The sequence below is a fragment of the Sandarakinorhabdus limnophila DSM 17366 genome (assembly GCF_000420765.1).
GTDB classification, from domain to species: Bacteria; Pseudomonadota; Alphaproteobacteria; order Sphingomonadales; family Sphingomonadaceae; genus Sandarakinorhabdus; species Sandarakinorhabdus limnophila.
The window spans coordinates 54,002-65,295 of record NZ_ATVO01000003.1; the positions used below are offsets into that span (position 1 = coordinate 54,002).

The following is an 11,294-nucleotide window of genomic DNA, read 5'->3' on the forward strand; positions in this document are numbered from 1 at the left end:
TGGCCAGGCTATGCTGCGGCCATGATCCGTCGCTCCATCATCGCTGCCGCGCTTGCCGGCTTGTCGCTGCCCCTGTCCGCGCAGGAGGCGGCGCCACCACCGTCGCCGCCTGTCGAACCGGCGACAGTGAAGGTGGTGATGACCACCGAACTTGGCCCGATCACCATAGCGCTGGAAACCGAGCGCGCGCCGGTCACTGCCGGCTATATCCTCAAACATGTCGATGAAAAGCGGCTCGATGGCGCTGCCTTCTATCGGGCCTACAAGATTACGCCCGATGGCAGCATTGGCCTGGTGCAAGCTGGCATCCAGGATGGCCGCAAGCTGCTGCCGCCGGTGGCCCATGAACCGACGACGACCACCGGTCTCACTCATGATGAAGGCGCTGTCAGCCTCGCCCGCGCGGCGCCCGGCACAGCGCAGGCGCAATTCTTCTTTATCCTCGGCAACTTGAAGGCGCTGGATGCCAATCCGGCCGGGCCAGGGGACAATCTGGGTTTTGCCGTGTTCGGCCGCGTCACCGACGGCATGGACGTGGTGCGCAAGATCTTGAATGTGCCCATCTCCGCCACCAAGGGCGAAGGCGTGATGAAAGGGCAGATGATCGAGACGCCGGTGAAGATCATCAGCGTCAATCGGCTGATTCCACTGCCGCCGAAACCCGCAGCCAAGCCCGCCGCGAAGAAGCCGCTGCCGAAGCGGCGTTAAGCGTACGGCGGCGCGTGCCAGCCCTTGGGCGACGCGGTGAAGATCTCGCAGCCGGTTTCGGTGATGCCGATGCTGTGTTCAAACTGGGCCGAAAGTGAACGGTCACGCGTCACCGCCGTCCAGCCATCATCCAGCACCTTCACCGCCGGGCCGCCACCATTGATCATCGGTTCGATGGTGAAGAACATGCCGGGCTTCAGCACGACACCGCGCCCCGGCTTGCCGACATGAACCACGTTGGGCGCCGTGTGGAAATCCTGGCCCAGCCCGTGCCCGCAGAAATCGCGCACCACGCTGAAACGGTTCCGCTCAGCATGGGTCTGGATGGCGTGGCCCACGTCGCCCAGCGTCTTACCGGGACGGGCCTGCTCGATGCCCATCATCAAGCATTCATGCGTCACTTCCACCAGCTTGCGCGCCTTCAATGGCACATCGCCCACCAGGAACATGCGGCTGGTGTCGCCATACCAGCCGTCCACCACCACGGTCACATCGATGTTGACGATGTCGCCGCTCTTCAACTTCTTTGGCCCAGGAATGCCGTGGCACACGACATGGTTCACGCTGGTGCACAGCGAGTGCGAGAAGCCGCGATAGAAAACGGTGGCTGAGGCGGCTCCCGCGGCGCGCACGAACTCCCACGCCATTGTGTCGAGATCGATGGTCGCCACTTCGGGCAATACATGCGGGGTCAGATGGTCCAGCACCTCGGCGGCCAGCCGGCCAGCCTTGCGCATCCCTTCAAAGGCCGCCGGCCCATGCAGGCGCAGTTGGCCCTCGTGTGGGTCCATCACCGTGGTATAGAGCGCTTGCGTCATATCCACGCCCATAGGGTTTCAGGCCGGCAGAGTCCATCTTCACCATGGTCACGGCCGCCGCCCTGCGCTAAGTCCGGGCGCATGAACGAACCGAGTCACACGCAGGCGGGGCGCATCTACACCGCCGCTCTCGTCATCATCGGCGACGAGATATTGTCCGGCCGCACGCAGGACGCCAACACCGCCTATCTGGCGAAATGGCTGGGCGTGCAGGGCATCCGCCTGAAGGAAGTGCGCGTTGTCGCCGACGAGATGGATGCCATTGCCGATGCGGTGAACGCCCTGCGGGTGATGCACGACTATCTGTTCACCACCGGCGGCATCGGCCCGACGCACGACGATATCACCGTGGATGCCATCGCCGCCGCGCTGGGTCTTGACGTCATCATCCACCCCGATGCCCGCGCCATTCTGGCCGCGCACTATGGCGACCAGCTCACCGATGCCCGCCTGCGCATGGCCCGCACGCCGGCTGGTGCCAGCCTGATCGAGAACCCGCGCACCAAGGCGCCGGGTATCCGCGTGGAGAATATCTTCATCATGGCCGGTGTGCCGATGATCACGCAAGGGATGCTGGCCTGGCTGGATGGCCAGTTACCGGGCGGCGCACCGGTGCTGTCGCGCAGTGTTGGCGCCTGGACGCAGGAGAGCAAGGCCGCCGAGATCTTGAAGCGCACCGAGAAGGAAAATCCCGGCGTGCAGATCGGTTCCTACCCGTTCTGGCGCGAAGGCAAGACCGGCGCCAATTTCGTCATGCGCTCCACCAGTGATGCGCAACTGGCCGAGGTGGCGCAAAAGCTGATGGCAGCCCTGTCGGAAGCTGGTATCACCTCGGTTGACGGAGAGCTGTGAGGGTCAACATGGCAATCGTTCGCTGGGTCTTTCTCGCCGTGATGGCGGTGTTGTTCATCTTGTTGGCGGTGTCCAACTGGACACTCGTCGATTTCGTTCTGCCCGATGGCACGCCTGCGGCGCTGCCGTTGCCGCTGCTGCTCGGCATCGCCTTCCTTGCCGGCGTGATCCCCACATGGATCTGGCACGTGTTGCTGCGGCCCTTGGCTGAAAGCCGGCGCGTGCGCCCGGCCCGGGTCGAGCAGGCGCAGGTGGCCGCCCCGGTTACTTCCCCCGCCAGCGGAGCCTGACGCCATGAGCAATCCGGTGTTCGTGGCGGTCGATACGCCCGATGTCGCTGCTGCGCGCGCGCTGGTCGCTGCTGTTGCGCCGCATGTTGGCGGGGTGAAGCTCGGCCTCGAATTCTTCTGCGCCCATGGCCCGGCCGGCATTGCCGCTGTAATGGAAGGCCAGTCGTTACCGCTGTTCCTCGATCTCAAACTCCACGACATTCCCAACACCGTGGCCGGCGCCGTGCGCAGCCTCGCGCCGCTGGCCCCGTCCATCCTCACCGTTCACGCCGCCGGGGGCCACGCCATGCTGGCCGCAGCTCGCGCTGCCGCGCTGCCCGGCACGCACGTGGTGGCCGTCACCGTGCTCACCAGCCTGGATGATGCTGATCTGCTCAGCGCCGGTGTGCCCGATGGTGCTGCCACCCAGGCTGCGCGCCTCGCCCGGTTGACGCGCGGGGCAGGGTTGAATGGTATCGTCTGCTCGCCGCATGAAGTCGCCGCCGTGAAGGCTGAATGGGCCGATGGCCTGTTCGTCGTGCCCGGCGTCCGCCCGGCCGGCAGCGATGCTGGCGATCAGAAGCGCGTGATGACGCCCGCCGAGGCTCTCAAGGCCGGAGCCGGCGTCCTCGTCATCGGCCGTCCGATCACGGCCGCCGCCGATCCGGCCGCTGCGGCTGCTGCGATCGCAGCCAGCCTGTGACGCCCTTCAAGATCTGCGGGCTGTCCACGCCGGAAACCGTGGATGCCTCGGTTGCAGTTGGCGCGGCGCATCTTGGCTTCAACTTTTTTCCGCCCAGCCCGCGCTTTGTCGAACCGGGCACCGCTGCGTCGCTGATCGCCCGCGTGCCGTCCGGGGTGGGCCGGGTCGCCGTGCTGGTGGCGCCGGATGATGCGCTGGTGGCCGCCGTGATCGAAGCCGGCGTCACCATATTGCAGCTGCATGATGCCGGCGCAGAGCGGGTGGGTGAACTGAAATCGCGGTATAATCTGCCGGTGTGGCTGGCGGCGGGGGTGAAGACCCGCGACGATATCCGCAGCGCTGAAAAGGCCGCAGGCCCGGCTGATCTGTTGCTCCTCGATGCCAAAGCGCCTAACGACGCTCCGCTTCCCGGCGGTAACGGGCTGGCCTTTGATTGGCAGTTGCTGATCGACACGCGGCCCGGACGGCGCTTTGGCCTGGCCGGCGGGCTTGGTATCGGCAATGTCGCAGATGCCATCCGCCGGGTGGCGCCGGCGCTGGTGGATGTGGCATCAGGTGTGGAAGAGAGTGCAGGGGTGAAATCGGTGGACAAGATCAGGGCTTTTGCCAACGCCGTGAGGGCCTCATGAACGCCCCGACAGGCTCCCTGCGCGCCGGCCCCGATGCGAACGGCCATTTCGGTGAATTCGGCGGGCGCTATGTCGCCGAAACGTTGATGCCGCTGATCCTGGAACTGGAACAGGCCTATATCGCCGCCAAGGCCGATCCGGCCTTTCAGGCCGAGCTGGACGATCTGCTCAAGCACTATGTGGGCCGCCCCAGCCCGCTCTATTTCGCGGAGCGGCTGACCGATGAACTGGGGGGCGCAAAGATCTACCTCAAGCGCGACGAGCTGAATCACACCGGCGCGCACAAGATCAACAATTGCATCGGCCAGATCCTGCTCGCCCGCCGCATGGGCAAGACGCGCATCATCGCCGAAACCGGCGCCGGCCAGCATGGTGTCGCCACTGCCACCGTGGCCGCGCGTTTTGGCCTACCGTGCACCATCTTCATGGGCGCCCGCGATATCGAGCGCCAGGCGCCGAACGTGTTCCGCATGAAACTGCTGGGTGCCGAGGTGAAAGCCGTGGAAAGCGGCAGTCGCACGCTGAAGGACGCGATGAACGAGGCGCTGCGTGATTGGGTGACCAACGTGCACGACACCTTCTACATCATCGGCACCGCCGCCGGCCCACACCCCTATCCGGAACTTGTGCGCGATTTCCAGACGGTGATCGGCAAGGAAGCCCGCTCCCAGATTCTCGAGCGGGAAGGGCGCTTGCCCGATCTGCTGGTCGCCTCCATCGGCGGCGGTTCCAACGCTATCGGCTTGTTCCACCCATTCTTGGATGACAAGGATGTGCGCATTGTCGGCATCGAAGCGTCGGGCAAGGGCCTGACCACGCACGAGCACGCCGCTTCGCTGGCCGGTGGTCGCGCCGGGGTGCTGCACGGCAACAAGACCATGCTGCTGCAGGATGAGGACGGCCAGATCACCGAAGCGCACAGCATTTCGGCCGGCCTGGATTATCCCGGCATCGGGCCCGAACATGCCTGGCTGCACGCCATTGGCCGCGTCGAATATCAAAGCGCCACCGACACCGAGGCGCTGGAAGGCTTCCAGCTGCTGTGTCGCACCGAAGGCATCATCCCGGCGCTGGAACCGGCCCACGCCATCGCTGCCGTGGCCCGCATCGCGCCGACAATGGCCAAGGATCAGATCATCATCGCCAATCTGTGTGGCCGCGGCGACAAGGATATCTTCACCGTCGCCGCCGCGCTGGGAGTGACGATGTGAGCGGGGATCGTCTTTCCACCCGCTTTGCCGCCTGCGCCGCGCAAGGCCGCGCTGCACTGGTGACGTTCGTGACGGCGGGCGATCCCGATCTGGCGACATCTGCCGAAATCCTGGCCGCGCTGCCCGGCGCTGGGGCAGACGTGATCGAAATTGGCATGCCGTTCACCGATCCGATGGCCGATGGCCCGGCGATCCAGCGTGGCAATCTGCGCAGCCTTGCTGCCGGCACGACGCTGCGCAAGGTGCTGGCGATGGTGACGGCGTTCCGTGAGACTGACAACGCCACACCGGTCGTGCTGATGGGTTATTTCAACCCGCTCCTCGCCTTTGGCCCCGAACGCTTTGCCGCTGCCGCCAAAGCGGCCGGCATCGATGGCTGCATCGTCGTCGACCTGCCGCCTGAAGAAGGCGGTGAACTTGCCCCCGCGCTGGCCGCCCGTGGCCTGCACCTGGTGCGGCTGGCGACACCCACGACCGATGCCCATCGCCTTCCGACTGTGCTCAACGGCGCGTCGGGATTCCTTTATTATGTTGCGGTCGCCGGCGTCACCGGTGCCAACAGCGCAGCGGCGACCGATGTTGCCGAAGCCGTCGCCCGCCTGAAGGCGTCGACCAGCCTGCCGATCGCGGTCGGCTTTGGCGTGCGTACCCCCGATCAGGCCGCTGCCATCGCCACCCACGCCGATGCGGTGGTGGTGGGCAGCGCTATCGTCGATGCCATTGGTGCCGCCGCTGAAGAGCGCGCCAATGATATTCCCGCCCGCGTTGCGGCCCAGGTGGCAGCGCTGGCCCAGGCGGTGCGCACCGCCCGTACGGAGAAAGCCGCATGAGCTGGATCACCCGCACCCGCCAACAATTGACTGGGTTCCTCGCCCGCCGCGACACGCCGGACAATCTGTGGACCAAGTGCAAGAATTGCGGCGCCATGGTCTACACCAAGGAATGGGAAGACAATGGCAGCGTCTGCCCGCGCTGTGATCATCATGATCGGATCGGGCCCAACGCGCGCTTCACCCAATTGTTTGACGGCGATTATCGTGTGCTGCCGGCGGCGAAGGTCGCGGAAGATCCGTTGAAGTTCAAGGATCAGAAGAAATACACCGATCGCCTGAAGGCCGCCCGCACCGCCACCGGTGAACCCGAAGCCATGATGATCGGCGATGGCCAGATCATGGGCCAGCGCGCCATTGTGGGCGTGCAGGATTTCGCCTTCATGGGCGGATCGATGGGCATGGGCGTGGGGGAGGCGTTCCTGTCCGGCGTGGATGCCGCGCTGGCCGCCAAGGCGCCCTATATCGTGTTCACCGCCGCCGGCGGCGCCCGCATGCAGGAAGGCATATTGTCCCTCATGCAGATGCCGCGCTCCACCGTGGGCATCCAGATGCTGAGCGAAGCCGGGCTGCCCTATATCGTGGTGCTCACTGATCCGACCACCGGCGGCGTGACCGCCAGCTATGCCATGCTGGGCGATATCCAGATTGCCGAGCCGAACGCGCTCATTGGCTTCGCCGGCCAGCGCGTGATCGAACAAACGATTCGCGAGAAACTGCCCGAGGGCTTCCAGCGCGCCGAATATCTGCTCGAACATGGCATGCTCGACATGGTGGTGCACCGCCGCGACCTGAAGGAAACCCTGGGTCGCCTTATCACCCTGCTGATGGCGCGCCCGAAAAAGGTTAGCGGCGCCGCGTGAGCCTGCCGCCCCCTCCACCCGGCGCGCGCATGCCGCCGGCGCGATCTGACAATCCGCGCCTGGATGCCTTGCTCCGCAAGGCGCACGATCTGCATCCTACCGAGATCGATCTTACGCTCGGTCGCCTCGAACGCCTGCTCGGCGCGCTCGGCAATCCGCACCACCGCTTGCCACCGGTGTTCCATGTCGCCGGCACCAACGGCAAGGGCAGCACCTGCGCCATGCTGCGCGCCTGCCTGGAAGCTGAAGGCCGGCGCGTGCATGTCTATTCCAGCCCGCACCTTGTCCGCTTCAACGAGCGGATCCGCCTTGCCGGCCAATTGATCGACGATGATGCGCTGATCGTGCTGTTGAACGATGTGATCCAGCGCAACGGCGAAGCGCCAATCACCTTCTTCGAACTCACCACGGCCGCCGCCTTCCTCGCATTCGCCACGGTGGAAGCCGATGCCTGCATCATCGAGGTGGGCCTGGGCGGGCGCATGGACGCCACCAACATCATCCCCACCGCACTGGTTTCCGGCATCGCGCAACTGGGGTTGGACCACACGCAATGGCTCGGCCCGACCATTCTCGACATCGCCCGCGAAAAGGCTGGCATTGCCTGCAAGGGCGTGCCGCTGGTGACGGGCCGTCACCCGGCCGCCGTCACCGCCCGCATCGCCGAAGTCGCTGGCCTTGCCGGTGCCAAGCTGCTGATCCGCGGGCAGGATTGGGATGCGGCCACCTATGAGGGCCAGCTGCATTACCGCGACGAAGCCGGCAAGCTGGCCGTGTCATTGCCGCGCCTTGTGGGCATCCACCAGCACGACAATGCCGCGCTCGCCATCGCGATGCTGCGTGCGCAGACGGCGCTGCCGGTGAAGGATGCCGCCTATCGCGCCGGCATGGGCTGGGTGGAATGGCCAGCGCGCCTGCAGAAACTGGAAAGCGGGCCCTTGTGGGCATTGCTGCCAGCGGGCAGCAGCTTGTGGGTCGATGGCGGCCACAATCCCGCCGCCGGCCGTGCCCTGGCCGAAAGCGTGCGACCCTTGCTGCAATCCGGCCAGCGCCTGCTGTTGGTGACCGGCATGCTGGCCGCCAAGGATGCCGAAGGCTTCCTGAAGAGCTTTGCCGGCATGGCATCGGCGCTCTATGCCGTGCCGGTGCCGGGCCATGCCGCCCATGATCCCGCCCGGCTCGCCGCGACTGCATCGGCCATGGGCATGGCCGCCATGACCGCGCCTGATCTGACCAAAGCCCTGCGTGCCATCGCGCGCAACAGTGAAAGCCCGCCGCTGGTGCTGGTCACCGGATCGTTGCACCTAGCTGGCCGGGCGCTGGAACTGAACGGCAATCTGCCGAACTGAGCTTGGCCTAGGGCCGCCGCACCAGCATCGTCACCATCGCCAGCCACGGCACCTCGGCCAGCACCTGCTGGCGCGCCCCGGGCGTTGTGGGCAGCAGCTGGATGCGACTGCCGTCCACGGCGATCAGGCGGCCAAAGGCGAAACGGCCGGCGGGGCGCGGTGCCAGCACATCGCGGTTGATGGCGCGGCCGAACTGCTCTGGGGCCAGGCGTTGCGCCCAGAGTTCGTCACCGCTGCGATAATCGCCCTGGGCTGTTTCCACCACCATGCCGATCAGATCGGGTTGCGGCTGCGGCGGCAGCAACGTGCGTGGCCGTTCGGGGGCATCGGCGCCATTGCTGCCGATCAGTGCCGCCACCGGCACGTCCGCCCGATCGGGCAAGGTGACCAGGCTGGAGGCCGGCACCGCCATCGCGGCAGCGATGCGCTCCAGCCAGTCGATCGATACGGTGCGCATACCGGTTTCCAGCCGCCCGATGGTTTGCGGCGTGGTGGGCGGATCGCAGGCGGCCGCAACATCGGCCAGCGTAAGGCCGCGCGCCTTTCGAACATCACGGATACGGGTGAGCATGGATCAAATAACCTCTCTGGTTATTTCTGTCCTACAATCCTCTCCTGTGCGAGAGGTAATCCATCATCAACGTGCCGCAACGGAGAAAAGCCGATGGCTCGCCATGCACAGGAAATCACCCCGGACATCGCACCGCCGACCGAAAATCGCCTGCGCGCCACCCGCATCCTGCCGGCACCCGATATCATCGATCGCGCCCGAGTGACGGTGAATCTGGCCGAATCGCCGCTGGCCTGGTTAGCGCGGCGTGGCCATGTCTCGCAGATGCAACTGCTGGCAAGCGAACGGCTGCGCGCCGATTTCTACAATGCGCAATTGGGCCCGCGCGTGACGATGCGCTGGGATCCGCTGCCTGCAGCCGCGCGCGGGCAGGGCGGTCCACCCGATCTTTCCGGGGGACAGATCGCCGCCAAACGCCGGTTTGAGGCAGCAGTTGCCGCCTGCGGCCCCGGCCTTTCCGATATCGCCTGGCGGGTGATCTGTCAGGGCGAAGGCCTAGAAGCGGCCGAACGTGCGCTGGGCTGGCCAGTGCGGGCCGGAAAACTCGTGCTGCAACTGGCGCTTGATCGCCTGGTCAGCCATTATGGGCTTCAATCATCGGAGTAAGCCACCATGCGCCGCCCCACGCTCTTCTTGCCGCTTCTCGTTCTCGCGGCCTGCGGACCCAAAACAGAATCACTGGGCCGGGTGGGCGGCGCGCCGCCGTCGCTGATGCTCTCTACCCGCCTGCTTACCGCGGAAGGCAACAGCTTGGGCGAAGTCGAACTGCTCCAGATGGCCGAAGGCGTGCAGCTGATCGCCACGGTGAAGGGGCTGCCAGCAGGCCAATATGCCATGCACCTGCACGGCGTGGGCCGCTGTGTTGGCCCGGATTTCACCAGCGCCGGTCCGCATTTCAACCCGGCGGGCAAGCAACACGGGCGTGACAATCCGATGGGTTCCCATGCCGGCGATCTGCCCAATCTGGCCGTGACCGAAAAGGGTGTGGGCGAAATGAGCCTGATGCTGCCTGGTCTGCGCTTGGCCGATGGCGATACGCCGCTGCTCGATGCCGATGGCGCGGCGGTCGTGCTGCATGCCAAGGCCGATGATTATCGCAGCGATCCGGCTGGCAACGCGGGCACGCGCATTGCGTGCGGCGAAGTGCGGAAAACAAGTGGGGCGACTGACGGGGCTTGAACCCGCGACCTCTGGTACCACAAACCAGCGCTCTAACCAGCTGAGCTACAGTCGCCACGACAAACCTGCCGGGAGGCGCGGGATAGACGAGGGCGGGGCCAGAGGCAAGCCAGAAGTTCCGCGCTCCAGCTCATGAATGACCGTTGCGTCGAACAGAAATTTTATTACAGTATCGCGCAATGAAATCCTGTCCGTTGGAGCAGAGCTGATGACCGTTGCCGCCCCCGCTGCCCGTTTCGCGACCGTTCAACTGGCTGCCCTTGATGCCGCTGGCGCGCCGGGGTTCGACGCGCATGAACGCGTGGCGCTGGCGAAGGATGCGGCCACTGGCCTGCATGCCATCGTTGCCATCCATTCCACCCATCTTGGCCCGGCGGCCGGCGGTGTGCGGCGCTGGGCCTATGCCAGCGAGGCCGCCGCGCTCACCGATGCGCTGCGCCTGTCCCGCGGCATGAGCTACAAGAACGCTATGGCGGGGCTCAAGGCGGGCGGCGGCAAGGCAGTGGTAATCGCTGACGCGTCCAAGACGGAAGCGCTGCTGGAAGCCTTTGGCGATGCCGTCGCCGCGCTCGGCGGCCGTTATCTGACCGCCGAGGATGTGGGCATGAGCGATGCCGATATGGTAGTCGTTTCCCGTCGCACCCCGCATGTGGCCGGGTTGCCGGTGGCGGCCGGCGAAGTGGGCGGCAATCCGGGGCCGTTCACGGCGCGGGGCGCACTGGCCGGGCTGAAGGCTGCGGTGCGTCACAAACTGAGCACCGACCGTGTTGCTGGGCTCCACGTCGCCATCCAGGGCGTTGGCAGCGTGGGCGGTGCGCTGGCCCGGGCACTGGCCGCCGAGGGCGCGCGGCTGACCATCGCCGATGTCGATCCGGCCCGCGCCGCGGCGTTGGCCGCCGAACTGGGCGCGACCCAGGTGGACGTCGCCGCGATCATGGCAGTTAAGGCCGATGTATTCAGCCCGAACGCGCTTGGCGCGATCCTTGATCAGCACAGCATTGCCGCGCTTGACGTGGCGGTGGTGGCAGGCGCTGCCAACAACCAGCTCGCCACGCCGGAAGACGGTGCCCGACTGGCGGCGCGCGGCATCCTCTATGCTCCTGATTATGTCATCAACGCAGGCGGCATTATCTCGGTCGTGGCTGAATATCTGGCCAAGACCGAAGGGCACAAGGCGACGCTGGCGGAGGTGAACGCGCAGGTGGATGCTATCGGCCCGCGCTTGGCCACCCTGTTTGCGGAGGCCGATGCCAGCGGGCTGGCGACGGACGTGGTGGCGGACCGCACGGCACAGGCGTTGATCGAGCGCTGA

14 protein-coding genes and 1 tRNA gene are annotated in these 11,294 nt (G+C 66.0%); 12 read left to right on the top strand and 3 right to left on the bottom strand.

Translation table 11 applies throughout. The features are described from left to right. Positions 1-21: 21 nt before the first annotated feature. Entirely contained in the window at positions 22-708 is a 687-nt protein-coding gene (locus G566_RS0100315; RefSeq protein ID WP_022678687.1) for a peptidylprolyl isomerase, read from the top strand. Here G566_RS0100315 and map read toward each other — a convergent pair. Next, positions 705-1,526 (bottom strand): type I methionyl aminopeptidase, encoded by an 822-nt coding sequence (gene map, locus G566_RS0100320; protein ID WP_029131060.1) that lies wholly within the window; start codon positions 1,524-1,526, stop codon positions 705-707. The two genes, G566_RS0100315 and map, sit on opposite strands and share 4 nt — an antisense overlap. A gap of 81 nt (positions 1,527-1,607) precedes the next feature. On the opposite strand from map, the gene G566_RS0100325 reads away from it, so the two are divergent. Genes G566_RS0100325 through G566_RS0100360 form a run of 8 tightly spaced genes read left to right on the top strand, consistent with a single transcriptional unit; the run spans position 1,608 to position 8,232 of the window. After that, entirely contained in the window at positions 1,608-2,378 is a 771-nt protein-coding gene (locus G566_RS0100325; RefSeq protein ID WP_022678689.1) for a competence/damage-inducible protein A, read from the top strand. 8 nt (positions 2,379-2,386) lie between these two features. Beyond that, entirely contained in the window at positions 2,387-2,668 is a 282-nt protein-coding gene (locus G566_RS12975) for a hypothetical protein (protein WP_156874372.1), read from the top strand. Between the two features lie 4 nt (positions 2,669-2,672). Beyond that, a complete protein-coding gene (pyrF, locus tag G566_RS0100335) occupies positions 2,673-3,350 on the top strand; it encodes an orotidine-5'-phosphate decarboxylase (protein ID WP_022678691.1) in 678 nt (225 codons plus the stop codon). Continuing rightward, the gene (locus tag G566_RS0100340; RefSeq protein WP_022678692.1) at positions 3,347-3,979 is read left to right on the top strand and encodes a phosphoribosylanthranilate isomerase; all 633 of its coding nucleotides are present in this window, start codon (positions 3,347-3,349) and stop codon (positions 3,977-3,979) included. Before pyrF ends, G566_RS0100340 begins: the two co-directional genes overlap by 4 nt. After that, positions 3,976-5,190, top strand: coding sequence for a tryptophan synthase subunit beta (gene trpB, locus G566_RS0100345; RefSeq protein WP_022678693.1), 1,215 nt, complete (start codon positions 3,976-3,978; stop codon positions 5,188-5,190). The genes G566_RS0100340 and trpB overlap by 4 nt, the downstream gene beginning before the upstream one ends. Next, complete coding sequence (gene trpA, locus G566_RS0100350; protein ID WP_022678694.1) at positions 5,187-6,020, top strand: tryptophan synthase subunit alpha; 834 nt, start codon at positions 5,187-5,189, stop codon at positions 6,018-6,020. Before trpB ends, trpA begins: the two co-directional genes overlap by 4 nt. Next, the gene (gene accD / locus G566_RS0100355; RefSeq protein WP_022678695.1) at positions 6,017-6,883 is read left to right on the top strand and encodes an acetyl-CoA carboxylase, carboxyltransferase subunit beta; all 867 of its coding nucleotides are present in this window, start codon (positions 6,017-6,019) and stop codon (positions 6,881-6,883) included. The genes trpA and accD overlap by 4 nt, the downstream gene beginning before the upstream one ends. Next, the gene (locus tag G566_RS0100360) at positions 6,880-8,232 is read left to right on the top strand and encodes a bifunctional folylpolyglutamate synthase/dihydrofolate synthase (protein WP_243442379.1); all 1,353 of its coding nucleotides are present in this window, start codon (positions 6,880-6,882) and stop codon (positions 8,230-8,232) included. Before accD ends, G566_RS0100360 begins: the two co-directional genes overlap by 4 nt. A 7-nt stretch (positions 8,233-8,239) precedes the next feature. On the opposite strand, the gene G566_RS0100365 is transcribed toward G566_RS0100360, so the two are convergent. Further along, entirely contained in the window at positions 8,240-8,803 is a 564-nt protein-coding gene (locus G566_RS0100365) for a helix-turn-helix domain-containing protein (RefSeq protein WP_022678697.1), read from the bottom strand. 93 nt (positions 8,804-8,896) lie between these two features. Here G566_RS0100365 and G566_RS0100370 point away from each other — a divergent pair, with 93 nt between their 5' ends. Together G566_RS0100370 and G566_RS14940 are read left to right on the top strand one after the other, a co-directional pair. Next, entirely contained in the window at positions 8,897-9,409 is a 513-nt protein-coding gene (locus G566_RS0100370; protein ID WP_022678698.1) for a DUF6456 domain-containing protein, read from the top strand. 6 nt (positions 9,410-9,415) lie between these two features. Further along, positions 9,416-9,982 (top strand): superoxide dismutase family protein, encoded by a 567-nt coding sequence (locus G566_RS14940; RefSeq protein WP_029131062.1) that lies wholly within the window; start codon positions 9,416-9,418, stop codon positions 9,980-9,982. On the opposite strand, the gene G566_RS0100380 is transcribed toward G566_RS14940, so the two are convergent. Continuing rightward, positions 9,961-10,037: transfer RNA gene (locus G566_RS0100380), tRNA-His, on the bottom strand. The two genes, G566_RS14940 and G566_RS0100380, sit on opposite strands and share 22 nt — an antisense overlap. 153 nt (positions 10,038-10,190) lie before the next feature. Between G566_RS0100380 and G566_RS0100385 the strand changes: the two genes are divergently transcribed. After that, complete coding sequence (locus G566_RS0100385) at positions 10,191-11,294, top strand: Glu/Leu/Phe/Val dehydrogenase dimerization domain-containing protein (protein WP_022678699.1); 1,104 nt, start codon at positions 10,191-10,193, stop codon at positions 11,292-11,294.

Bases quoted from the DNA above. Each gene is read 5' to 3' on its own strand.
- G566_RS0100365 (WP_022678697.1), bottom strand. From the start codon at position 8,803: ATGCTCACCCGTATCCGTGATGTTCGAAAGGCGCGCGGCCTTACGCTG.
- trpB (WP_022678693.1), top strand. From the start codon at position 3,976: ATGAACGCCCCGACAGGCTCCCTGCGCGCCGGCCCCGATGCGAACGGC.
- G566_RS14940 (WP_029131062.1), top strand. From the start codon at position 9,416: ATGCGCCGCCCCACGCTCTTCTTGCCGCTTCTCGTTCTCGCGGCCTGC.
- G566_RS12975 (WP_156874372.1), top strand. From the start codon at position 2,387: ATGGCAATCGTTCGCTGGGTCTTTCTCGCCGTGATGGCGGTGTTGTTC.
- pyrF (WP_022678691.1), top strand. From the start codon at position 2,673: ATGAGCAATCCGGTGTTCGTGGCGGTCGATACGCCCGATGTCGCTGCT.
- G566_RS0100315 (WP_022678687.1), top strand. From the start codon at position 22: ATGATCCGTCGCTCCATCATCGCTGCCGCGCTTGCCGGCTTGTCGCTG.
- G566_RS0100370 (WP_022678698.1), top strand. From the start codon at position 8,897: ATGGCTCGCCATGCACAGGAAATCACCCCGGACATCGCACCGCCGACC.
- G566_RS0100385 (WP_022678699.1), top strand. From the start codon at position 10,191: ATGACCGTTGCCGCCCCCGCTGCCCGTTTCGCGACCGTTCAACTGGCT.
- accD (WP_022678695.1), top strand. From the start codon at position 6,017: ATGAGCTGGATCACCCGCACCCGCCAACAATTGACTGGGTTCCTCGCC.
- G566_RS0100325 (WP_022678689.1), top strand. From the start codon at position 1,608: ATGAACGAACCGAGTCACACGCAGGCGGGGCGCATCTACACCGCCGCT.
- map (WP_029131060.1), bottom strand. From the start codon at position 1,526: ATGACGCAAGCGCTCTATACCACGGTGATGGACCCACACGAGGGCCAA.